Genomic DNA, 21,552 nt, shown 5'->3' with positions numbered 1-21,552 from the left:
CGTATTAGACCAGCAGATACTGAAACCGACGGGCGGAACAACAAAGGGCCGATCAATACCGGCCCCTATCTTTCAGGTTACGGCATGACTGGCGGCAAATACGCCAGCGTCGTCCCCAGTGCCCATAACAACACTAGCACCAGTGGCGTGTGTACCAGTAATTGCACGAACGAGAAGCCGATCAGGTCCCGCGCCTTCAGCCCCAGCACGCCCAGCAATGGCAGCATGTAGAAGGGGTTGATCAGGTTCGGCAAGGCTTCGGCGGCGTTGTAGATCTGTACCGCCCAACCCAGGTGATAGTTCAGGTCATTGGCCACCTGCATCACGTACGGCGCTTCGATGATCCACTTGCCGCCACCGGACGGAATGAAGAAACCGAGGATCGCCGAGTACACACCCATCAGCAGGGCATAGGTGTCGTGGGAGGCAATGCTGACGAAGAAGGTCGAGATGTGATGCGCCAGGGTCTGCGCATCGGCGCCTTTGACCGTGGTCATCAGTGCCGCAATCGAGCCATACAGCGGAAACTGGATCAATACCCCGGTGGTGGTCGGCACCGCACGGGACACGGCATCCAGAAAGCTGCGAGGGCGCCAGTGCAGCAGGGCGCCGAGCATGATGAACAGGAAGTTGTAGGTGTTCAGCCCGGAAATCGCACTGATGGCCGGTTTGGTCGAAAACTCATGGAACAACCACCCGGCAGCCAGCAACACCAGCAGAATCGTCAGCAGCGGGCTGTGTTCCAGCCATTCGCCGGGGCGGGTGCGTGGTTGCAACGGTGGCAGGTTGAAGCTCGGATCGACACCACAGGCCTTGGCGTCACGTGCTGAATTCGGGCCGGGGGCGGTGGCGTAGGCGATGATCAGCGAAATCACGATCAAGGCCAGCAACATCACGCCGGACTGCCAGAGAAAGATCGTCTGGGTGAATGGAATCACCCCGGTGATCGACAGAATCGAGGGCGGCAGGCTACCCGGGTTGGCCTGCAATTGAGCGGCCGATGACGACAGGCCCAGGGCCCACACGGCACCGAGGCCCAGGTAGGCGGCGGCACCGGCGGCACGGTAATCCATCTTCAGATCGGTGCGGCGGGCGAGGGCGCGCACCAGCAATCCGCCGAACACCAGGGACAAGCCCCAGTTGAGCAACGAGGCGACCATCGAGATCAGCGCGACCCAGGCCACGGCAGAGCGGCCGTTTTTCGGGATTTTCGCCAGGCGGTCAATCAGTTTCACCGCTGGCGGTGAACTGGCGACCACATAACCGCCGATCACCACGAAGGCCATCTGCATGGTGAAGGGGATCAGGCTCCAGAAGCCATCGCCGAAGGCCATGGCGGCGTCGGTGGGCTTGGCGCCCATGGCCATAGTGGCCACCGCCACGATAATCACCGCCAGGGCAGCAAACACCCAGGAGTCGGGGAACCAGCGTTCGGCAAAACTTGAGCAGCGCAGGGCAAAGCGGGCGGAGCGGCTATCTTCGATATCAGCGGCCACGGGGGTACCTCGGATTTTTATGTTTGTAGTGGTCTTCGGGGCGGGTAACCGCCCGTCTGGACAGACGCCAACATTAATTCAAGCCGTGGATTTTTGCGGGGCTGATTTGTGGCTATGGGACTTTGGTCTAACGGGTTGTCCGCCAGCGCGTTTGCGTAGACCATGGGCGCCTTGGTTTTTGCCTGTGCCAGAGTTCTTTACATGACTGCCAACACCGATTCGCGCCCGGCGCCGTTCAGCCGCTCGGACTACAAGACCCTGGGGCTTGCCGCCCTCGGCGGGGCGCTGGAAATCTACGACTTCATCATTTTCGTGTTTTTCGCCCTAACCCTCAGCCAGTTGTTCTTCCCGCCGGAAATGCCCGAGTGGCTGCGCCTGCTGCAAAGCTTCGGGATTTTCGTCACCGGTTACCTGGCGCGACCGTTGGGCGGCATCCTGATGGCGCACTTCGCCGATCGCCTGGGGCGCAAGAAAGTCTTCAGTCTGAGCATCCTGATGATGGCGTTGCCCTGCCTGCTGATCGGGATCATGCCGACCTACGCGCAAATCGGTTATTTCGCCCCCTTGTTGCTACTGGTCCTGCGCGTTCTCCAGGGCGCGGCGGTGGGCGGCGAAGTGCCGAGTGCCTGGGTTTTCGTCGCCGAGCATGCGCCGATCGGTCACCGAGGCTATGCCCTGGGTTTCCTGCAGGCGGGGCTGACTTTCGGCTATCTGATCGGTGCATTGACCGCGACCTTCCTGGCGCAGGCCTTCACTCCGGTGGAAATTCTCGATTACGCCTGGCGTTACCCGTTCCTGCTTGGCGGCGTGTTTGGTGTGATCGGCGTCTGGCTGCGTCGCTGGCTCAGCGAAACCCCGGTGTTCATGGCCATGCAGACGCAGCGCGAGGCGGCCGGCGAACTGCCGCTGCGCACAGTCTTGCGCGAGCATCGGCTGGCCATTTTGCCAGCGATGATTCTCACCTGTGTGCTGACCTCGGCCGTGGTGGTATTCGTGGTCATTACCCCGACCATGATGCAAAAAACCTTTGGCATGACCGCCAGCCATACCTTCGCCTTGAGCGCGCTGGGCATCGTGTTCCTGAACATCGGCTGCGTGCTCGCCGGGTTGCTGGTCGACCGCATTGGCGCCTGGCGCACGGTGATGCTCTATAGCCTGCTGCTGCCGCTGGGCATCGGTGTGCTTTACAGCTGCCTGATCATGGGCGGCGACTGGATCGGCCTGGCCTACGCCGTGGCAGGGCTGGCCTGCGGGGTGGTCGGTGCGGTGCCATCGGTGATGGTCAGCCTGTTCCCGGCGCGAATTCGCGTCTCGGGCATCTCGTTCACCTACAACATTGCCTACGCCGCGTGGGCGAGCATCACACCCCTGTTGTTGATCGGCCTGATGCCGTGGAGTCCGTGGATCTGCGTGATCTTCAGTGTGGTGATGGGCGCGGTGGGCGTGGGCAGTGCGGCGTACTTCGGTGTGCGGATGCCGAGAATCGCAGGCTGTTCTGCCGCTGGCGCGCATTGATCGGGCGCGTAGTAACTATTTTTGTAGGACAAACCTGAAACACGCTTAAGTAAATGTTTCCAAGGCCGATGGTTAGGCTGCATATCGCTTTCCATCCCTGTCCATCGGTGCTTTCCCATGTTCAATAAACGCTTGAAGCAGGAGCTGTCGGCTCTTCGTGAAGAACTCTCCAGCCTCCAGCAAGTGAAGGAAAGTCTGGAAAGCGAGATGCTGGTGCTGACCCTCGACAGCGATGGACGGGTTCAGTCAGTCAATCAGAACTTCCTTGCTGAAATGCATTACAAGAGCGCCGAACTGATTGGTCGACACATCGACGACCTCGTCCCGGAACACGTGAAATTCGACGAATTCCAGCAGCGCTTCAAGAACGCGTTGACCCGGGGCGAGCACTTCGCTGGCGCGGTACGCCTGTTGCGTGGCACGGGCCAGGAAGCCTGGTTGCGTTCGATCCTGCAGCCAGTGCGCTCGGCGGACGGGCGGATCAAGAACTTTTCGATCTTCTCCAGCGACCTGACCCGCACCATCGAGGCCTCCCGCGAACACGAGAACCTGATCGGTGCGCTGGTGCGCTCCACGGCGGTGATCGAATTCGACCTCAACGGCAACGTGCTGACCGCCAACGACCGCTTCCTCAGTGGCATGGGTTACAGCCTGGCGCAGATCAAAGGCAAACATCACCGCACCTTCTGCCAGCCGGAGGAGTACAACAGTGCCGAGTACCAGAACTTCTGGCGTCGCCTGAACGCGGGTGAGTACGTGGCCGGCCGTTTCAAACGTGTCGACAGCCATGGTCGTACAGTCTGGCTTGAGGCGTCCTACAACCCGGTGACCGATGCCAACAATAATCTCTACAAAGTGGTGAAGTTCGCCACGGTGATTACCGATCAGGTCAATCAGGAACAGGCCGTCGCCGAGGCCGCCAACATTGCCTACAGCACCTCGCAGCAAACCGACCAAAGCGCCCAGCGCGGTAACGCGGTGGTGACCCAGGCCGTGGACGTGATGCGTGACCTGGCCAAACACATGCAAACCGCCGGCGACGGCATCGAAGCCTTGAACGAGCAGTCGCTGGTGATCGGCACCATCGTCAAAACCATCAGCGGCATTGCCGAACAGACCAACCTGCTGGCGCTCAACGCGGCCATCGAAGCGGCGCGTGCGGGCGAGCAGGGCCGCGGCTTCGCCGTGGTGGCGGATGAAGTCCGGCAACTGGCGTCGCGCACCAGCCAGGCCACCGACGAAATCGTCCTCGTGGTGCGGCAGAACCAGGATATGGCGCGCAACGCCGTGGCCTTGATGACCGATGGCAAACTCCAGGCCGAACAGGGCCTGGCACTGGCGGCGGAAGCGGGCACGGTGATTGTCGAGATTCAGGACGGCGCCCAGAAAGTGGTCAATGCCGTGGGGCAGTTTGCCAATCAACTCACTTACTGACCTGCGATCAGCTTTTGGTGGGAGCGGGCTTGCTCGCGAAGGCGGTGTGTCATTTAACGCAACTGTGACTGAACTGACGCCTTCGCGAGCAAGCCCGCTCCCACAGGGTTAAGTGGGCGCTACAATCGGCTCTTTCCCCCTGGAGCAGACTTCCATGAGCGCTTCCCACCGTCGTCCGGTTCCCTTGTCCAAGGCTTATCGTCTGCTCAATCATGGCCCGACCGTACTGGTCAGCGCCGCCCACGATGGCCAACGCAATATCATGGCGGCAGCCTGGGCCATGCCGCTGGATTTCGAACCACCGAAAATTGCCGTGGTGCTGGACAAATCCACCTGGACTCGCCAGTTGCTGGAAGCCTCGGGCACTTTTGTGCTGAATGTTCCCTGCGCTGCCCAGGCCGACATTGTGCAGACCGTTGGTTCGACCTCCGGCCTGGAGTTGACCCAGGGCCAGGGGCGCGACAAGTTCGAGACCTACGACTTGCAGACCTTCACCGGTGAATCGGTCGATGCGCCGATGCTCGAGGGCTGCGTGGCCTGGCTGGAATGTCGCCTGTTGCCAGAACCGAACAACCACCAGCAATACGATCTGTTCCTGGCCGAAGTGATTGCCGCCCAGGCCGACGAGCGCGTGTTCAGCGAAGGGCGCTGGCACTTCGAAGGGCAAGATGCCTTGCGCACCTTGCACCACGTGGCGGGCGGGCACTTCCTGACCATTGGCGAGCCGGTGGACGGTAAGACCTTGCAGGCGTAAGCCGGTCGGCGCTCAGATCCACACATCATTCTCGGCCGTGCGCTCGCCACCTTCGCTGCCGGTGTTGAGCACGCCCTTGGGTTCGATCAACAGGAGTTTTACCTCCTGCCCGGCATAGGGTTTGTGCTCGACGCCTTTGGGCACCACGTACATTTCCCCGGCGTTCACCAGCACGTGGCCATCGCGAAAATCGATGCGCAACCGGCCTTCGAGAACGATGAAGGTTTCGTCGGTATCAAGGTGGTCGTGCCAGATAAAGTCCCCCAGCAGCTTTACCACCTTGAACTGATAGTCGTTCATTTCGGCGATGACCCGGGGTGACCAGTGGGAGTCGATCCGGTTGATTTTTTCAGCGAAGTTCAGGCTTTCGTAAGCGTTCATGAAACAGCTCTCGCGGTTGTTTGTGAACCCACGATAGCGATCGACTCAGTGCGCTTCTTGTACGATTGTGCGTGGCTCAACGGCGCTGCATGTTCATCCAGCGGGCCGGTGACAGGCCGTAGGTTTTGCTGAATTGCCGAGTCATGTGGCTCTGGTCGGTGAAGCCTGCAATCAACGCGGCACTGACCAGCGTCTGACCCTGAATCAGTAGCGCACGGACCATGTCCAGACGCCGCATGGTCAGGTAGCGGTAGGGGCTGGTGCCGAACAACAGGCGAAAATCCCGGGACAGGCTCCAGCGATCCCGACCGCTATGCTGCACCAGTTCATCGAGTGTCACGGTACGATCGAGGGCGCCGTGGATGTATTCCCGCGCACGTTGCGCGGCCACGTAGTCGAAGCCCGAGCGTTTGCTCGGCACACCGGAAACCGCGTTCAAGGCCTGCGCCAGGTCGAATAAGGCATCCTGTTCTTCCAGCGGGTCGAGCTGACAATCCAGGCTGCGCAACAACGCTCCCGTGGCGGCGAACAGGCGGGGATCGCTCGACAGCCCGGTCTTGATGAATGGCAGCGGTTGCCCGCCGAGCATCTGCTGGATCAGTGCCGGCTCGATGTACATCATCCGGTACTGGAAACCGGACTCGGTACCGGCCTCGCCATCGTGGGCTTCGTCCGGGTGCAGCACGATCGTTGCGCCCGGCAGGCTGTGACGCCAGCCGCCACGATACTGAAAGCTCTGCACCCCGGCCAGGGTGTGGCCGATGGCATAGGTGTCGTGGCGGTGAAGGTCGTAGCCATGGCCGGCAAAAAACGCCTCGAAACGCTGAAGCCCGCCGACATCGGGCGCACGAAGGAACCAGTCATTGCGAGGCGGACGCTTGGCCATGGTGATTGTTGTCTTGAGCTTGATGCGCAATACGGTAACCCACCCGGTGGTTCCCTGTCTTCTGATCGGAAGGCGGCTTGCCTGCTAGAAAACCCAGGGCAAATACTGCACTGTGGGGCGCATTCGCTACAGGTTGTTTTTTATTTGTCAGGATGAGGTCAGGTCATGAGCAAATTGCGTGTGGGGATCATTTTCGGGGGCCGCTCGGCAGAGCACGAAGTGTCGTTGCAATCGGCGAAGAATATCGTCGACGCCCTCGATCGCTCTCGCTTCGAACCGGTGCTGATCGGCATCGACAAGCAAGGTCACTGGCACCTCAACGACCCTTCCAACTTTTTGCTGAATCAGGAAAACCCGGCGCTGATCGCCCTCAATCAGTCCAATCGCGAGCTCGCCGTGGTGCCCGGAAAAGCCAGCCAGCAATTGGTGGAAACCAGCAGTCAGGAACTGCTCGGTCATGTCGATGTGATCTTCCCGATCGTCCACGGCACCCTCGGTGAAGACGGTTGTCTGCAAGGTTTGCTGCGGATGGCCGATCTGCCGTTTGTCGGCTCCGATGTGCTTGGCTCGGCCGTGTGCATGGACAAGGACATCAGCAAGCGTCTGCTGCGTGATGCCGGCCTGGCCGTGACGCCGTTCGTGACATTGACCCGAGCCTCGGCGGCGCGCACCGGGTTTGCCGAGGTTCAGTCCCGGCTCGGTTTGCCGCTGTTCGTCAAGCCGGCGAACCAGGGCTCTTCCGTGGGCGTGAGCAAGGTCACCGACGAGGCCGAATACAGTGCAGCGGTGGAGCTGGCGTTGAGTTTCGATACCAAGGTGTTGGTCGAATCTGCCGTCAGCGGCCGCGAGATTGAATGCGCAGTGCTCGGCAATGAAGAGGCGATCGCCAGTGGTTGCGGCGAGATTGTGGTGCGCAGCGGGTTCTATTCCTACGACAGCAAATACATCGACGACACGGCCGCTGAAGTCGTGGTGCCGGCCAATATCAGCGTCGAGGCCAGCGAGCGTATTCGCGCCCTGGCCGTTGAGGCGTTCCAGATCCTGGGCTGCTCCGGCCTGGCCCGTGTCGATGTGTTCCTGACCGACAGCGGCGAAGTGCTGATCAACGAAATCAACTCGCTGCCCGGTTTCACCCGCATCAGCATGTACCCGAAATTGTGGCAGGCCACCGGCATGACCTACAGCGAGCTGGTGACGCGGTTGATTGAGCTGGCGCTGGAAAAACATCAGGTTCGGCAGGGGTTGAAGATCAGTCGTTAAGTGCGCGGCTGAAGTTCGCCTGCTTACAAACTAAAAGGGCCTACCCACCGGTAGGCCCTTTTTTTCGCGTGCGACTCAATCCCCCAGCGCTTGCCCCTCACGCCGTGGATCTGCACCTCCCGTCAGCGACGCTTTGCCCTGGGCGTCCTTGACCCGAACAATCACCTGGGTGCCGCTGGTCATGTCGATTTCGCTCACGCTGTGCCCTTTGTCTTTCAGCGCCTGAATCAGCGCGGGGCTGAACTGGCCCTGTTCCAGTTCTGTCGGGCCGTTGCGGCTGCCGAAGTTGGGCAGGTTAATGGCCGCTTGCGCATCGAGATTCCAGTCAAGCAGGCCGATGGTGGATTTGGCCACGTATTCGATGATTTGCGAGCCGCCGGGGGAGCCGACAGTGGCGAGGAATTCGCCGCTCTGGCGGTCGAAGATCAGGGTCGGCGCCATGGACGAGCGCGGGCGTTTGCCAGGCTCGACGCGGTTGGCGACTTTCTGCCCGTTTTCCTCGGGGATGAACGAGAAGTCGGTCATCTCGTTATTGAGCATGAAACCCTGAACCATGATGTGCGAGCCGAACGCCGATTCGATGGTGGTGGTCATCGACACGGCGCCGCCTGCGTCATCGACGGCCACCACTTGCGAGGTGGAAATCCGCAGCGGCGAACGGTCCGGCGCATAGGCCACCTGGATGCCCGGCGGCGTACCGGGTTTGGCCGTGCCCATGCTGCGTTCGCCGATCAGCGCGGCGCGGCTGGCGAGATAGCCCGGGTCGACCAGGCCCTTGACCGGCACGGGCACGAAGTCGGTATCGGCCAGGTATTGCGCGCGGTCAGCGTAGGCCAGGCGTTCGGCTTCCGAGATCAGGTGCACGGCTTGCGGGTCGGGTTCGCTGCCGGCCGGGGCCGTGGTCTTGACCGGTTTCAGTGGTGCCAGCGCCAGGCGCTTGTCGCGAGCTTCCAGGGCTTGCAGCGTGCCGAGGATCTGCGCCACGGCGATCCCGCCCGACGACGGTGGTGGCATGCCGCAGACCTGCCAGCGCTTATAGTCGGTACACAGCGGTGCGCGTTCCTTGGCCTGATAGTTGGCAAGATCGGTCAGGGACAGGCTGCCGGGGTTGGCATGGCCCTGGACCTTGGCGGCTATTTCCTCGGCGATCGGGCCTTTGTACAGGGCATCCGGGCCTTCGTGGGCGATGCGTTTGAACACGGCCGCCAGTGCCGGGTTCTTCAGGTTGGTGCCAACGGCTTTCGGGCTGCCATCGGCATTGCGGAAATAAGCCATCATTTCCGGAGAGCGTGGCATGGACGAATCCGCAGCGATCAACTGGTGCAGGCGCGGTGAAATGGCGAAGCCTTGTTCGGCGAGCCGGATGGCCGGTTCGAACAATTGCGCCCAGGGCAGGCGTCCGTGTTTTCCATGGGCCAGTTCCAGGGCGCGCAGTACGCCGGGCGTGCCTACCGAGCGGCCGCCAATCTGCGCCTGGGTGAACCCCATCGGTTGTCCGTTGGCTTGCAGGAAAAGCTTCTCGGTGGCACCGGCCGGGGCGGTTTCACGGCCGTCGTAGGTGCGCACGGCCTTGCCGTCCCAGAGTACGATCAATGCACCGCCACCGATGCCCGAGGACTGTGGTTCGACCAGCGTCAACACCGCTTGCATCGCAATCGCGGCATCGATGGCCGAGCCGCCCCGGCGCAGCATCTCCCGCCCGGCCTCGGCCGCCAGCGGGTTGGCCGCCGCGGCCATGTATTTCTCGGCGTGTTGAGTTTTCAGGTCGGTGCGGAAGCCGGAAGCGCTTTCCGGGGCGATCGGCAGCGTCGGCACCGAAGCGTTGTTGCACGCGGCCAGGGTCAAGGCACTGACGATCAGCGCCAGGGCAGGCAGGCGATGGCGGCGCAAAGCGAAGGTTGAAAACACGTGGGGTACTCCGTCCGTTGGATCTACGATCAGTGGACTTTATCGGCCGACCGGGAGGGACGCAAACCGGGTCCTACGGCACTGACGTTTTTGTCCTTCATCAAAGGCAGGAATTTCTGTAGGGTCGTTGCCAACAGGCAGGCCAGAAAATCAACAAGAGGCAGACATGCACACCGAGTTCCCAACCCAGCCCGGCTATCGCACCCAGCGAGAACAGTTCCTGGCCACAGCGGCTGCCGCAGGCGCAACCCTGACTGAATATCCACACCCGCTCAAAGGTCCGTTCGGTGAGTCGCTGAGTACCGATGTGGCGGTGTTGGGTGATCCAGGCGCCAAGCGCCTGTTGATCGCGCTGAGCGGCACCCACGGAGTTGAAGGCTTCTATGGCTCGGGCTGCCAGATCAAATGGCTGCAGGAGTTGGGCAAGCGTTCCCTGCCAACGGATGTCGCCGTGGTCATGATCCATGCCATCAACCCCTGGGGCATGGCGTGGTTGCGCCGGGTCAACGAAGACAACATCGACTTGAACCGCAATCACCTGGATTTTCAGCGCCCGCTGCCAGACAACCAGGCCTATAACGCCTTGCATGAAATCTATGCCTGCCCGCAGTTGCACGGCCCCGAGCGTGAGCGTGCCGATGCCTTGCTCGACGAGCAGATTCGCCTGCATGGCTGGCCGGCGGTGATGTCGATCGTCGAGGGCGGTCAGCATGCTCACCCCGATGGCCTGTTCTATGGCGGGCTGGCGCCGAGCTGGTCGAACCGCACGCTGCACCGGATCGTGCAAAAGCACGTGGCCCATGCCGAAGTGGCCATGTGTTTCGACTTGCACACCGGTGCGGGTGAATACGGTCATCCGATGCTGCTGACCATCACCGAGTCCGCCTATCCGGCGTTGCCGGATGCGCAGGCGATTTACGGCCCGTGGCTCTACAGCCTGCAAACCGGCGCCGACACCCTGAGCGAAACCGGCGTGGCGGCAACGGCCACCGGTTACACCTCGCAGGCGTTGATCGATGCGCTACCGCAGGTACGCTTGATGCCTTTTGTCATCGAGTGCGGGACATATCCGGGGCCGGACGTTCACCGCCATTTACGCGATGACCACTGGCTGCATCTGCACGGCAACCCGAGTGACGCCGTAGGGCGCGGGATCAAGTTGAATCTGCTGGAGCAGTTCTATCCGGCCGATAGCGATTGGCAGTCGATGGTCTGGTTGCGCACGTGGCAGATCTGGGAGCGGGCGTTGTCGGCGTTGCCGACATTGTAGGAGCGAGCTTGCTCGCGATGGACTCAAGAGCGCCGCGTTTAACCAGTAAGCACGCGTTATCGTTAACGTCCATCGCGAGCAAGCTCGCTCCTACAGGGATATAAAAACGAGGCATAAAAAAACGGCCTACCTTTCGGTAAGCCGTTTTTAGTACTTGGTGGCTACACAGGGACTTGAACCCCGGACCCCAGCATTATGAATGCTATGCTCTAACCAACTGAGCTATGTAGCCAAGTGGCGCGCATTATTCACCGGTAACGGGGATGCGTCAAGCATAAATCTAAAATATTTCTCTGCGCTTTCAACCGTTTATCAAAATCTACCTTCCAAGCAGGGGTGAAGGGCAGCGCTGGAACCAGCGGCTGGCCTGTTCGTACGCGTGCGCCAATTGCAGCACAGCGAAGTCGGCCTGGTGTCTGCCGATGATTTGCAGGCCCATCGGCAGGCCGCTGGCGTTGAAGCCGACCTGTACGTTGGCCACCGGGCAGCCGGACAAGGTGCCGGGAATCACCACCTCCATCCAGCGGTGATAGGTGTCCATGCTCACGCCTTCAATGGAAGCGGGCCACGCTTGGGTCTTGTCGAACGGGAATACCTGGGCGCTGGGCAACAGCAGGTAGTCATATTGTTCGAACAGCCTGGAGATCGCCCGATACCAGTCGCTGCGCGTCACTGACGCGGCAAACACTTCGCTGGCCGAGAGTTTCAGGCCGTTTTCCACTTCCCAGCAGGCTTCCGGTTTCAACAGCGCACGCTTTTGCGGGTCGGCATAGGTCGCACCCAACGAGCCGGCGACCATCCAGTGGCGCAAGGTTCGCCAACTGCTCCACAGCTTCTCTGGCGCGAATTCGGATTGAACCGGTTCAATGTGGCAACCCAGGCTTTCGAAGTCGGCAAAGGCCTTTTCGCACAGCGAGAGGATGCCTTTCTCCATCGGCAGGTAGCCGTTGAAGTCGCCGAGCCAGCCCAGGCGAGTGCCTTTGAAATCGCGATCCAGCGGTGCCGCAAAGGCACTGCCGGACTCGGCAATCGACAGTGGTGCCCGCGCGTCGGCCCCGGCTTGCACCGACAACAGCAACGCGGCATCGCACACGCTGCGCGCCATGGGGCCTTCGTAGCCGAGTTGGTCGATAAACAGGTCGGCACTGTCATCGAAGGGCACGCGGCCCTGGGACGGACGGAAACCGAAGATGTTGTTGAACGCGGCCGGATTGCGCAGCGAACCCATCATGTCGCTGCCATCGGCCACCGGCACCAGGTGCATGGCCAGTGCCGCCGCTGCGCCGCCGCTGCTGCCGCCAGCGGTCTTGCTCGGGTCGTAGGCACAACCGGTCGCGCCGAACAGCGGGTTATAGCTTTGCGAGCCAAGGCCGAATTCCGGGGTGTTGCTCTTGCCGATGATGATCGCGCCGGCGCCCTTGATGCGCTCGACCATGATGCCGTCGCGTTCGGGGATGAAGTCCTTGTACAGCGGTGAACCCAGGGTGGTGCGGATACCGCGCGTCAGGGACAGGTCCTTGATGGCATGGGGCAGGCCGTGCATCCAGCCACGGTATTGGCCGCGGGCCAGCTCGGCATCACGGGCATCCGCCTGGGCCAGCAGGTCCTCAGGCGCTTGCAGGCTCACCAGCGCATTGACCTGCGGATTGAAGCGTTCGATATGGGCAAGATAAGTCTGCATCACTTCCCGGCAGGAAACCTGGCGCAGGCGGATGCGTTCGGCGAGCTCATGGGCCTGCAACAGGACCAGTTCGCTGATGTTATTGGAGTTCATTGCAAGCGGCCTTTCAGACGGCTGGAAAAGCGCCCCGCCTTTGCGTCGGGGCGGTGGAGATCAACGCATCAGGTTGGTCCAGAGGCGGTCGGCCAGGCGGATCGCGCCTTCGCCGCAGGTCTTGCTGAACACCACCTGGGTGCCTTCGGGAATGTGCAGTTCCGGCGCGTCCTTGAGGCCTGCGTCGAGGAACGGCTCCACACCCTTGATCGGGCTCTGGTGCTTGAGGAAGTTCTGGGTCATCGCTGCGTTTTCAGGCTGGCTGAGGAACGCGATGAACGCCTTGGCGTTCGCCGGGTTCTTGCTGCCGGTCGGAATGACCATGTTGTCGACCCAGGCCAGTACGCCTTCTTTCGGGTACAGGTATTTCAGGCTCGGTTTCATTTCCCGGGCGCGCATCGACGAACCGCCCCAGAAGGTCGACATGTCGATTTCACCGGATGCCAGGTTTTCGCGGATTGAACCTGCTTTGGAACTGTAGGTTTTGACGAAGGGCTTCTGCGCCTTGAGCAGGGTCAGGATCTGCTGCATCTGCTTCGGATCTTCACTGCACAGCGGAATGTTCAGGTACAGGCTGGCCATGTCCACCACGTCACTGACCGAGTCGAACATGTTGATTCGCCCTTGCAGCTCGGCCGGTGGCTCGTAAAGCACCTTGAGGCTGTCGGCAGGGCCTTTGTAGCGTTCGGTATTGATCACCACGCTGGTGGTGCCCCATATGAACGGTACGGAATAGGCGCCTTCCGGGTCCCAGGTCGGCTTTTTCAGGTTGTCGACGACGCCGGCGTAGTAAGGCTCGTTGACCGGATCGAAACGCTCCAGCAGTTTTTCCTTGATCAGGATCGGAATGAACTGGTGGGAAGGGATCGCCACGTCATAACCGGCGCCGCCCTGTTTCAATTTGGCCAGCAGGGTTTCGTTGGAGTCGTAGGAGTCGACGGTGACTTCAATGCCGGTCTGCTTCTGGAATTTGGCGAGAATTTCCGGCGAAAAGTAACCGCTCCAGCTCACCACGTTGAGTTTTTCCGCGGCCTGAACGCTGCCGGCCATGGTCAGCGGCAAAGTCAGGAACAACGAAGTGCCGATGCTTTTAATCCACTTGCTCATGCTATTTCCCCACAGTACGTAGAAGGTTCAGGATTTCTTTTTGCCCAGCAGATAGGAAAGGGTCACGAACAGCACCGAGACGCCCAGGATCAGGGTCGACACGGCGTTGACGTCGGGTGTCACGCCCATGCGCAACAGGCCGAAGATGAAGATCGGCAAGGTGGTGGTGCCGGCCTGGGAGACCATCATCGAGATCACGAAGTTATCCAGTGAGACGATGAAGGCCAGCATCAGCCCGGAGAAAATCCCCGGCATCAGCAGCGGCAACGTGACCTTGCGAAAGGTTCGCCACGGGCCGGCGTAGAGGTCGGCCGAGGCCTGTTCCAGGGACAGGTCCATGTCGTTCAGGCGGGCGCGGATCGGCAGAAAGGCAAACGGAATACAGAACACCGTGTGCGCGATGATCAGGTTGCCGTAGCCCAGGGACAGGCCGATGGTGGAGAACAGCGCCAGGGTGGCGACGCCGACCACGATTTCCGGCAGTACCAGAGGCAGCATGATCGCGCCCATGGTCAGTTGCAGGCCCTTGAATTTCGCCCCTCGCGAAGTGCCCAGGGCGGCGAGGGTAGCGATGGCTGTGGCAACCATGCTGGCGCAGACCGCGATCAACAGGCTGTTGCCGGCCGCCTGGCGCAGGGCCTGGTTGGCGAAGGCCGCGCGATACCAGTCGAGGCTGAAGCCGGTCCACACCGTGGCCGATTGGTTGGCGTTGAACGAGAACACCACCAGCACGACGATCGGCGCGTAGAGGTACAGGTAGAACAGGAAACTGAATCCGCCGAAGCCGGGGAAGTCCTGCACGCCCAGCGTATTGCGTTTGAACAGGCTGATCATTACGCACCTCCCTTGGCGATGCGCTGGCGTTCGGCACGCAGGGCATAGACCGTCAGTACCAACATCACCGCCGCCATCAGCACTAGCGAAAGCGCCGCGCCGAAGGGCCAGTTACGGGCATCGCTGAACTGCCGGAAAATCAGATTGCCGAGCATCATCCGCGTGCCGCCGCCGAGCAGTTCCGGGGCGATCATCGCGCCCAGGCAAGGCACGAAGGTGAGGATGGCGCCGGCGATGATTCCCGGTTTGGCGATCGGCAACACCACTTTGCGCAAGGTCCGCACGCGTCCTGCATAGAGGTCCTGAGCGGCCTCGAGCAGGCGGGTATCCATCTTCTCCAGCGTGGCGTAGATCGGCAGCACGACGAAGGGCGCATAGGTGTAGACCAGCCCCAGCAGCACCGCGCCGTCGGTGTAGAGCAGTTGCAACGGCTGGTCGATGACCCCGAGGCCCATCAGGCTGTTGTTGATCACCCCGGTGTTGCGCAGCAGCAGAATCCAGGCGTAGGTGCGGATCAACAGGTTGGCCCAGAACGGCACGGTGATCAGGAAGATCAGCAGGCCGCGGCGATGCGCCGGCTGCATGGCCAGCCACACGGCGACCGGAAAGCCGATCAACAGGGTGATGAGCGTGGTCAACCCGGCGATGCCGATGGAACGCAGGGCGATGATGAGATAGGAGTCGGCAAACGCCAGGCTGTCATCCAGTTGTCGCTCGAAAAGCAGCGAGGTGTAGGCGTCGCTGCTGAAGACCTTGTTCACCCCGCCGTAGGGGTTGGCTTCCATCAGCGAGTATCCGATGACGATCAGGATCGGCACGATCAGAAACAGGCCGATGGCAATCAGCGCCGGGCTGACACCGAGAAAACTCTGGAAGGCCCGCCGACGTTCCAGCGTGTTGGCAATCGGTAATGCGTGCATGGCAATTCCTCGTGCTCAATCGTGCAGGACGCTGGCGCTGCCCTGGTCGAACAACAGACCGGCCTGGCTGCCGACGGCGAAGCGTTTGCTCTGGTCGACGCAGTTGGGGGTGCGCACGGTGAGGCGCGAACCGTCGCTCAGGCTGACCTGGTATTGCAGGTCGGTGCCGAGGTAGATCTGCGCTTCGATCCGACACGGCAGAGCGTTTTCAGTGGTGGCTGGCACCAGATGCAAACGTTCGGGGCGCACGGACAGTGCGACGTTGGCGCCCACGCGCACATCGCTGCACGGCTGTGCGGGCAGCGGGTGGCCGGCCGGGCCGGCGAACCAGGCCAGGCCGTCTTCGACGCGGGTGACCGTGCCTTCGATGAAGTTGGTTTCACCGATGAAGTCGGCGACAAAGCGATTGCGCGGGCGTTCGTAGATGTCTTCCGGACGACCGACCTGCTGCACTTCGCCTTCGGACAACACGGCGATGCGGTCGGACATGGTCAGCGCTTCTTCCTGGTCGTGGGTGACGAAGATGAAGGTGATGCCGGTGCGCGCCTGAATGGTTTTCAGCTCTTCGCGCATGGCCTGGCGCAGCTTGAGATCGAGGGCCGAGAGCGGTTCGTCGAGCAGCAAGACTTTGGGATGCGGCGCCAAGGCACGAGCGAGGGCGACGCGCTGCTGCTGACCGCCGGACAGTTGCGCCGGCTTGCGGTTGGCAAAGCGCTCCATCTGCACCAGGGCAAGCATCTCGCGCACCCGTTCGGCCATCTGCGTTTTGTTCAGGATCTTGCCCATCGGGTGGGATTCAAGACCGAAGGCCAGGTTCTCGGCGATGGTCATGTGCGGGAACAGCGCGTAATGCTGGAACACCGTGTTGACCGGGCGCTGGAACGGCGGGCGGTCGGCGATGTTTTCGCCGTAGAGCAGAATCTCGCCTTCGGTAGGGAATTCGAACCCGGCGATCATCCGCAGGAGCGTGGTTTTGCCGCAGCCCGAAGGGCCGAGAAGGGTGAAGAACTCGTTGTCGCGAATGTCCAGGTCGATGCTTTTGAGCGCCACCGGGCCAGTCTTTGGATCGCCGTAGACTTTACGCACTGAGCGGATGGACACCGCCAGCGTTTGCAGCGAATGCAGGGCATTCATGCGTTACCTCCGATTCCCCCATCGTCCGCGAGTGCTGTAGTCAGCCGGGCCGTCGGACCATGGATATTATTTTTCTGGGCAGGATCGAGATGCGTTCGAGTGTTGTAACCAGCTGTTTTTTTGTTCTGCTGTGGCTGGATTATCAGCGAGGGGTTGCGGGGGCGAAACTTCAATTTTAACATAGAGGCTGTTAAAAAATTTAACAGCAGAAGGCGTTCAGAACCATGCCTGACCAGCGTTTGCCACCCCTCAACGCGGTGCGTGCCTTTGATGCCGCGGCCCGTTTGGGCAGCTATGTCGAAGCCTCGAAAGCCCTGCACGTGACCCAGCCGGCCATCGGCCGCCATGTGAAGTTGCTGGAAGACTGGCTGGGCATCCAACTGTTCGAGCGCACCTCTCGCGGGGTCAACCTGACGGCGGCGGGGCAGAAGTACCACCGCAAGATTACCGCCGCCTTGCAGTTGATCATCGAAGCCGGCAAGGAGGCGCAGCCCAAACACGCCGAGCGCTGGCTGCGCATCATGGTGGTGCCGGGGTTCGCCAAGCGCTGGCTGATGCCGCGCATCGAGGCCATGCGTCACCTGCGCCCGGGGTTGAAGTTCGCCATCGAACCCAATTCGACCTTCACCGAAGTGGATGGCAAAAGTGCTGACCTGGGCATCGTCTACGGGGTGGACGGCCAGTATGCCCACTCCCGCACCAGCCTGATCTGTCCTCGGGTGTTTCCGATCTGCTCCCCCGAGTATCTGGCCAGCGTCGAGCCCATCGGCAGCCCCGCGGACCTGGTGAAACACAACCTGATCCACGTCGATGACGGCGAGTGGTGGAACCTGTGGTTCGCCGCCAACGAACTCGACATCCACCTCAATTCGGACATGCTCTACGTCAACAACGACCACGCGCTGTCGGTGGCCGAGAGCGGGCAGGGCATTGCGTTGGCCAACGAAGTGCTGGTGCGCGAGGAACTCAATACCGGCAAGTTGGTGCGGGTGGTGGACGCGCAAGTGAAGCTGGAAAGCTATCGGGTACTCACGCCGTCCGCCGAGCTGTCGGCGGACGTGGCGTGGTTTATCGACTGGCTCAAGACCGAGCTGGAGCAGGACTTCCCGGAAGCGGTGATCCGCGCCTGAGCAGGGCTGCCGGACTCAACTCAAGCGGAAGCGCCCGGTGTTGTCGCTCAAGGCTTTGCTGCCCTGACTCAGGGTGTCCGCTGCCTGGTTCACCGCGCGGGCACCTTCGAGCAAACGCAGCGCTGCCTGATCGACCTGCTGGATATTACCGCTGACCTCGTCGGCAGTACTGGCCTGCTCTTCCACCGCCGTGGCGATGTGCGCCAGGGTGTCAGTGACACTCTGTACTGCACTGGCGATTTCCCCGAGCCGTTCGCCAAGGCCGGTGACCGCTTGTGCATCGCTCTCTGCCTGAGTGCACGCGGCCTCCATCAGGTTGACGGCCTCGTTCACGGTGTGACGCAGGCTGTCGACCGTGCCGGCAATCTGTGCGGTCGACGATTGGGTGCGCTGCGACAGGCTGCGTACTTCATCGGCCACCACCGCAAAGCCACGCCCTTGTTCGCCCGCCCGCGCCGCCTCGATGGCGGCGTTGAGTGCCAGCAGGTTGGTCTGCTCGGCGACGCCGCGAATGGTGTCTACCACCAGTTGAATCTGCTGTCCTTGCTCGCTGACTCGGCCCAGGGCGGCCGCTGTCTCGTTCAGGCGTTGATTGAGCTGCTGGATGCTCGCGGTGGTGCGCTGGCTGTCGCGGCTGCTGTCGGCGGCAATGCGCCGGGTGTGCTGGGCGCTGCCGGACGCCTGTTCGCAACTGTGGGCGACCCCTTGTGAGGTGGCGGCCAGTTGCGTCGCTGCCGCGGCAATCTGACTGATCTGCAACTGCTGGGCTTCGACTTCGCCCAGGGCGTCACTGGAGTGATGGTTGAGGCTTTGCACCGCGTGGCTCAGTTGCAGGGTTTCGTGATCAACGCCTTGCAGGCTGGTGCGCAGTTGCACCACGGCGACGTTCAGCGCGGTGCTGATGACCGCCAGTTCGTCCCGTCCCTGAACCGGTACTTGCAGGCTCAGATTGCCATCGCGCAGGGCCTCGGCCAGCACCGTGATGCCGCTGGCGCTGCGGCGGATCGAAGCCTGCAAGCAGATGAACAGATACAGCGCAGCCAACAGCAGGCAGCCGAACACGGCGGCCACCACAATGAACTGGCGGATCGCCGAGCCGTGGTAGTAATCCAGGCGTTGATCCAGCGACACCAGCGACTGCTGGCGCAACGAGGCAAGGTCAGAGAGCAGGGCGTCGAGACTGCGTTCGAAGTCCTCCGGCTTGAGATTGATGCTGCCGCCGAACACGCCGTCATCCAGCACCTTCAGGCCTGAGTCCAGGCGCTTGAGGCTGTCGTGGTATTGCCCGGCCCAGGTTTGCAGGGCGCTGGGCAAGCGCGCTTCGAGCAGGCCAGCGGTTTTCACCAACTGCTCCCGTGCATCGCCGATGCGGCTGCGCAGGTCGCGCAGTTGCAGGCGGCTTTGCAGGGTGAACTGCCCGGACACTACCGACGCCTGGCCCACCGCCGCCAGGCGACCGACTCGTTCGATCAGGTCGGGTGCGTGTTGGGTGGAGATCTGCGTCAGCAGATAGGTCTCCAGCCACGGCGCCAGCGTCAGGCGATTGTCCATGGCGATCTGCTCGCGCAAGGCCTGCAGGGCGCTCAGGGCGTTGGTGAAGCGATCGTAGCCATCCGGCCACCAGCCGACGCTGCTCAGGCTTTTCGAGTCGAGGCCATCGAGGGCGGTTTGCAGGGCCTGATAACGGCTCAGTGTTTCGCTCTCGGCAGCTTCCTTTTGCAGGGCATTGCCCAGTTCGGCAGTGGCCTGGCTGACGGCGGGTTGGACCGCATCGAAGGCGGCCATCGCGGCGAGTGTGGCCGGTGTCGGCTGGCGATTGGTTTCCGTGGCGCGCCAGCGGGCGGCGCGATCACGCTGGGCGGCGAGCAGGTCATCGAGTGCATCAAGGGCCAGCAGTTGCCGCACCCCGGCACGTTCGCCGGAGATCAGGCTGAGTTTGTCGCGATAGTCCTGGCCGATCATCCACAGGCTGCCGGCCAGCGGCAGGATAAACAGCAGAAACAACAGCTGGAATTTGCGCGCAAAGCCAAAACGCCCCAGCAATCCGATCCCCGGTGATAAAAAAGCCTGCATGCCCCAAGACTCCTATGGACACCACGCACCATTGGCGTGCGTCGGAGGTTGTTGCACCGCCGACTCGTGCCCTCTAAAAAGGCCTCGAAAGTTCACCCTTGTCCGCTCTGTAGGCTGACTCTGTGGCGAAACTTCCCATTGTCGGTCTCCTTTGTAAGGAAGCCGCGTTCAAGCCGACAAAGAAGGCAAGATTCAGACCATGGCGTTGCGCCATCAATGTTGTGGCGATGAAAATCGAGGTCGTTAGCAGGCTAAGGGGATGGCGTTGCTGCACTGAAAAATGGCACATTGGCGCATCTGCCCCGTTTGTACCTCCTGTTGTCTGGAAATTCCCATGGCTATCAGCAACGCCCAGACCGGCTCAGTGCCGGCGTCCGCTACGCCCCAAAGCAGCCCCCTGGTGATGCGCATCATCGGTGCGGTGGCGCTGGCGCATTTGATCAACGACCTGATCCAGTCGGTGCTGCCGTCGATCTACCCGATGCTCAAGGCCAGCTATGGCCTGAGCTTCACCCAGGTCGGCCTGATCACCCTGACGTTCCAGTTGACGGCCTCGCTGTTGCAGCCGTGGGTCGGTTACTACACCGATCGCCACCCCAAGCCGTGGCTGCTGCCGGCGGGTACGGTCTGCACCCTGGTCGGTATTCTGATGATGTCGGTGGTCGGCAGCTTCCCGCTGATTTTGCTGGCGGCGGGCTTGATTGGCATCGGTTCTTCGACCTTCCACCCCGAAGCGTCCCGCGTGGCGCGCCTGGCTTCGGGCGGGCGATTCGGGCTGGCGCAATCGACCTTCCAGGTCGGCGGTAACGCGGGCTCGGCGTTTGGCCCCTTGCTGGCGGCAGCGATCATCATTCCCTACGGTCAAGGGAACGTGGCCTGGTTCGGCCTGTTCGCGGTGTTTGCGCTGTTCGTGCTGTACCGGATCAGCCGCTGGTACGCCAACCACTTGAACCTGTTCAAGCTCAAGCAAGGTCAGGCAGCGACTCACGGTTTGTCCAAGGGCCGAGTGACCAGCGCGCTGGTGGTGCTCGGGTTGCTGGTGTTCTCCAAGTATTTCTACATGGCCAGCCTCACCAGCTATTTCACCTTCTACCTGATCGAGAAGTTCGACCTGTCGGTCGCCAGTTCGCAGTTGCACCTGTTCCTGTTCCTTGGTGCGGTAGCGGCGGGGACGTTCTTTGGCGGGCCGATCGGCGACAGGATCGGGCGTAAGGCAGTGATCTGGTTCTCGATCCTCGGGGTTGCACCGTTCACCTTGTTGCTGCCCCATGTCGACCTGTTCTGGACCAGCATCCTGAGTGTCGTCATCGGCTTCATCCTCGCCTCGGCGTTCTCGGCCATCGTGGTGTACGCTCAGGAACTGGTGCCGGGCAATGTCGGGATGATCGCCGGGGTGTTCTTCGGTTTGATGTTCGGTTTCGGCGGGATTGGCGCGGCGTTGCTGGGCCATCTGGCGGATATTCACGGTATCGAATACGTGTATTACCTGTGTTCGTTCCTGCCGTTGTTCGGGGTGTTGGCGATCTTCCTGCCGCGTACGAAAAAGTCCTGATCCAGCACAAATCCCCTGTGGGAGCGAGCTTGCTCGCGATGACGGAGTGTCAGTCAGTATCTTTGTTGGCTGACACACCGCTATCGCGAGCAAGCTCGCTCCCACAGAAAAGCAAAAACAAGGC

General features: G+C 61.6%; 17 protein-coding genes, 1 tRNA gene and 1 pseudogene. 8 read left to right on the top strand and 11 right to left on the bottom strand.

Annotation, left to right across the window (positions count from 1 at the left end; genetic code table 11):
- Positions 1-77 precede the first annotated feature (77 nt).
- Complete coding sequence (locus KW838_RS07775; protein ID WP_102701506.1) at positions 78-1,496, bottom strand: short-chain fatty acid transporter; 1,419 nt, start codon at positions 1,494-1,496, stop codon at positions 78-80.
- A gap of 201 nt (positions 1,497-1,697) precedes the next feature.
- Between KW838_RS07775 and KW838_RS07770 the strand changes: the two genes are divergently transcribed.
- The 4 genes and pseudogenes from KW838_RS07770 (at position 1,698) to KW838_RS07760 (ending at position 5,199) form a co-directional block, all read left to right on the top strand.
- On the top strand, positions 1,698-3,011 hold the full coding sequence (locus KW838_RS07770; RefSeq protein WP_102701507.1) for an MFS transporter: 1,314 nt from the start codon (positions 1,698-1,700) through the stop codon (positions 3,009-3,011).
- Positions 3,012-3,128: 117 nt separating this feature from the next.
- A pseudogene (locus tag KW838_RS29855) lies at positions 3,129-3,857 on the top strand (PAS domain-containing protein); the annotation flags it as partial.
- Positions 3,837-4,445 carry a methyl-accepting chemotaxis protein gene (locus KW838_RS29850; RefSeq protein ID WP_371317823.1) on the top strand — a complete coding sequence of 203 codons (609 nt, stop codon included), beginning with the start codon at positions 3,837-3,839 and terminating at the stop codon, positions 4,443-4,445. The pseudogene KW838_RS29855 and the gene KW838_RS29850, both read left to right, overlap by 21 nt.
- Positions 4,446-4,599: 154 nt before the next feature.
- Positions 4,600-5,199: a flavin reductase family protein gene (locus KW838_RS07760; RefSeq protein ID WP_218500824.1), complete on the top strand. Its 600-nt coding sequence runs from the start codon at positions 4,600-4,602 to the stop codon at positions 5,197-5,199.
- 12 nt (positions 5,200-5,211) lie between these two features.
- Here KW838_RS07760 and KW838_RS07755 read toward each other — a convergent pair whose 3' ends face one another.
- Both KW838_RS07755 and KW838_RS07750 read right to left on the bottom strand, forming a co-directional pair.
- A complete protein-coding gene (locus KW838_RS07755; protein ID WP_007981811.1) occupies positions 5,212-5,580 on the bottom strand; it encodes a cupin domain-containing protein in 369 nt (122 codons plus the stop codon).
- A gap of 76 nt (positions 5,581-5,656) precedes the next feature.
- A complete protein-coding gene (locus tag KW838_RS07750; RefSeq protein ID WP_218500823.1) occupies positions 5,657-6,466 on the bottom strand; it encodes an AraC family transcriptional regulator in 810 nt (269 codons plus the stop codon).
- 165 nt (positions 6,467-6,631) lie between these two features.
- Between KW838_RS07750 and ddlA the strand changes: the two genes are divergently transcribed.
- The gene (ddlA, locus tag KW838_RS07745) at positions 6,632-7,726 is read left to right on the top strand and encodes a D-alanine--D-alanine ligase (protein WP_218500822.1); all 1,095 of its coding nucleotides are present in this window, start codon (positions 6,632-6,634) and stop codon (positions 7,724-7,726) included.
- Between the two features lie 75 nt (positions 7,727-7,801).
- On the opposite strand, the gene ggt is transcribed toward ddlA, so the two are convergent.
- Complete coding sequence (gene ggt / locus KW838_RS07740) at positions 7,802-9,634, bottom strand: gamma-glutamyltransferase (RefSeq protein WP_218500821.1); 1,833 nt, start codon at positions 9,632-9,634, stop codon at positions 7,802-7,804.
- Between the two features lie 166 nt (positions 9,635-9,800).
- Between ggt and KW838_RS07735 the strand changes: the two genes are divergently transcribed.
- A complete protein-coding gene (locus KW838_RS07735; RefSeq protein WP_218500820.1) occupies positions 9,801-10,904 on the top strand; it encodes a DUF2817 domain-containing protein in 1,104 nt (367 codons plus the stop codon).
- A 155-nt stretch (positions 10,905-11,059) separates the two neighbouring features.
- Here the strand turns inward: KW838_RS07735 and KW838_RS07730 are convergent.
- From KW838_RS07730 to KW838_RS07705, 6 genes are all read right to left on the bottom strand, one after another.
- Positions 11,060-11,136 (bottom strand) — tRNA-Met (locus KW838_RS07730).
- Between the two features lie 87 nt (positions 11,137-11,223).
- On the bottom strand, positions 11,224-12,678 hold the full coding sequence (locus tag KW838_RS07725) for an amidase (RefSeq protein ID WP_218500819.1): 1,455 nt from the start codon (positions 12,676-12,678) through the stop codon (positions 11,224-11,226).
- Positions 12,679-12,738: 60 nt separating this feature from the next.
- Positions 12,739-13,785 carry an extracellular solute-binding protein gene (locus KW838_RS07720; RefSeq protein WP_218500818.1) on the bottom strand — a complete coding sequence of 349 codons (1,047 nt, stop codon included), beginning with the start codon at positions 13,783-13,785 and terminating at the stop codon, positions 12,739-12,741.
- A gap of 27 nt (positions 13,786-13,812) precedes the next feature.
- Positions 13,813-14,619: an ABC transporter permease gene (locus KW838_RS07715; protein ID WP_218500817.1), complete on the bottom strand. Its 807-nt coding sequence runs from the start codon at positions 14,617-14,619 to the stop codon at positions 13,813-13,815.
- Complete coding sequence (locus KW838_RS07710; RefSeq protein WP_102701515.1) at positions 14,619-15,539, bottom strand: ABC transporter permease; 921 nt, start codon at positions 15,537-15,539, stop codon at positions 14,619-14,621. The genes KW838_RS07715 and KW838_RS07710 overlap by 1 nt, the downstream gene beginning before the upstream one ends.
- A gap of 15 nt (positions 15,540-15,554) precedes the next feature.
- Positions 15,555-16,673, bottom strand: a complete 1,119-nt coding sequence (locus KW838_RS07705) for an ABC transporter ATP-binding protein (protein ID WP_218500816.1) — start codon at positions 16,671-16,673, stop codon at positions 15,555-15,557.
- 224 nt (positions 16,674-16,897) lie between these two features.
- Between KW838_RS07705 and KW838_RS07700 the strand changes: the two genes are divergently transcribed.
- The gene (locus tag KW838_RS07700) at positions 16,898-17,803 is read left to right on the top strand and encodes a LysR substrate-binding domain-containing protein (protein ID WP_102701517.1); all 906 of its coding nucleotides are present in this window, start codon (positions 16,898-16,900) and stop codon (positions 17,801-17,803) included.
- Positions 17,804-17,818: 15 nt separating this feature from the next.
- Here KW838_RS07700 and KW838_RS07695 read toward each other — a convergent pair whose 3' ends face one another.
- The gene (locus KW838_RS07695) at positions 17,819-19,354 is read right to left on the bottom strand and encodes a methyl-accepting chemotaxis protein (protein ID WP_371317822.1); all 1,536 of its coding nucleotides are present in this window, start codon (positions 19,352-19,354) and stop codon (positions 17,819-17,821) included.
- 856 nt (positions 19,355-20,210) lie between these two features.
- On the opposite strand from KW838_RS07695, the gene KW838_RS07690 reads away from it, so the two are divergent.
- Entirely contained in the window at positions 20,211-21,428 is a 1,218-nt protein-coding gene (locus KW838_RS07690; protein ID WP_218500814.1) for an MFS transporter, read from the top strand.
- The last annotated feature ends 124 nt before the right edge of the window (positions 21,429-21,552 follow it).

The organism is Pseudomonas sp. PDM27 (assembly GCF_019219205.1).
Taxonomy (GTDB): Bacteria; Pseudomonadota; Gammaproteobacteria; order Pseudomonadales; family Pseudomonadaceae; genus Aquipseudomonas; species Aquipseudomonas laurylsulfatiphila.
Note: the sequence above shows the minus strand (reverse complement) of the source record. Positions and strands in the feature narration are given on the sequence as shown.

Excerpts from the sequence above, each read along its gene's own strand:
- KW838_RS07760 (WP_218500824.1), top strand. The coding sequence starts at position 4,600 with ATGAGCGCTTCCCACCGTCGTCCGGTTCCCTTGTCCAAGGCTTATCGT.
- KW838_RS07720 (WP_218500818.1), bottom strand. The coding sequence starts at position 13,785 with ATGAGCAAGTGGATTAAAAGCATCGGCACTTCGTTGTTCCTGACTTTG.
- KW838_RS07725 (WP_218500819.1), bottom strand. The coding sequence starts at position 12,678 with ATGAACTCCAATAACATCAGCGAACTGGTCCTGTTGCAGGCCCATGAG.
- KW838_RS07705 (WP_218500816.1), bottom strand. The coding sequence starts at position 16,673 with ATGAATGCCCTGCATTCGCTGCAAACGCTGGCGGTGTCCATCCGCTCA.
- KW838_RS07735 (WP_218500820.1), top strand. The coding sequence starts at position 9,801 with ATGCACACCGAGTTCCCAACCCAGCCCGGCTATCGCACCCAGCGAGAA.
- KW838_RS07700 (WP_102701517.1), top strand. The coding sequence starts at position 16,898 with ATGCCTGACCAGCGTTTGCCACCCCTCAACGCGGTGCGTGCCTTTGAT.
- ddlA (WP_218500822.1), top strand. The coding sequence starts at position 6,632 with ATGAGCAAATTGCGTGTGGGGATCATTTTCGGGGGCCGCTCGGCAGAG.
- KW838_RS07750 (WP_218500823.1), bottom strand. The coding sequence starts at position 6,466 with ATGGCCAAGCGTCCGCCTCGCAATGACTGGTTCCTTCGTGCGCCCGAT.
- KW838_RS07715 (WP_218500817.1), bottom strand. The coding sequence starts at position 14,619 with ATGATCAGCCTGTTCAAACGCAATACGCTGGGCGTGCAGGACTTCCCC.
- KW838_RS07770 (WP_102701507.1), top strand. The coding sequence starts at position 1,698 with ATGACTGCCAACACCGATTCGCGCCCGGCGCCGTTCAGCCGCTCGGAC.
- KW838_RS07695 (WP_371317822.1), bottom strand. The coding sequence starts at position 19,354 with ATGGACAATCGCCTGACGCTGGCGCCGTGGCTGGAGACCTATCTGCTG.
- KW838_RS07755 (WP_007981811.1), bottom strand. The coding sequence starts at position 5,580 with ATGAACGCTTACGAAAGCCTGAACTTCGCTGAAAAAATCAACCGGATC.
- KW838_RS07710 (WP_102701515.1), bottom strand. The coding sequence starts at position 15,539 with ATGCACGCATTACCGATTGCCAACACGCTGGAACGTCGGCGGGCCTTC.
- KW838_RS07690 (WP_218500814.1), top strand. The coding sequence starts at position 20,211 with ATGGCTATCAGCAACGCCCAGACCGGCTCAGTGCCGGCGTCCGCTACG.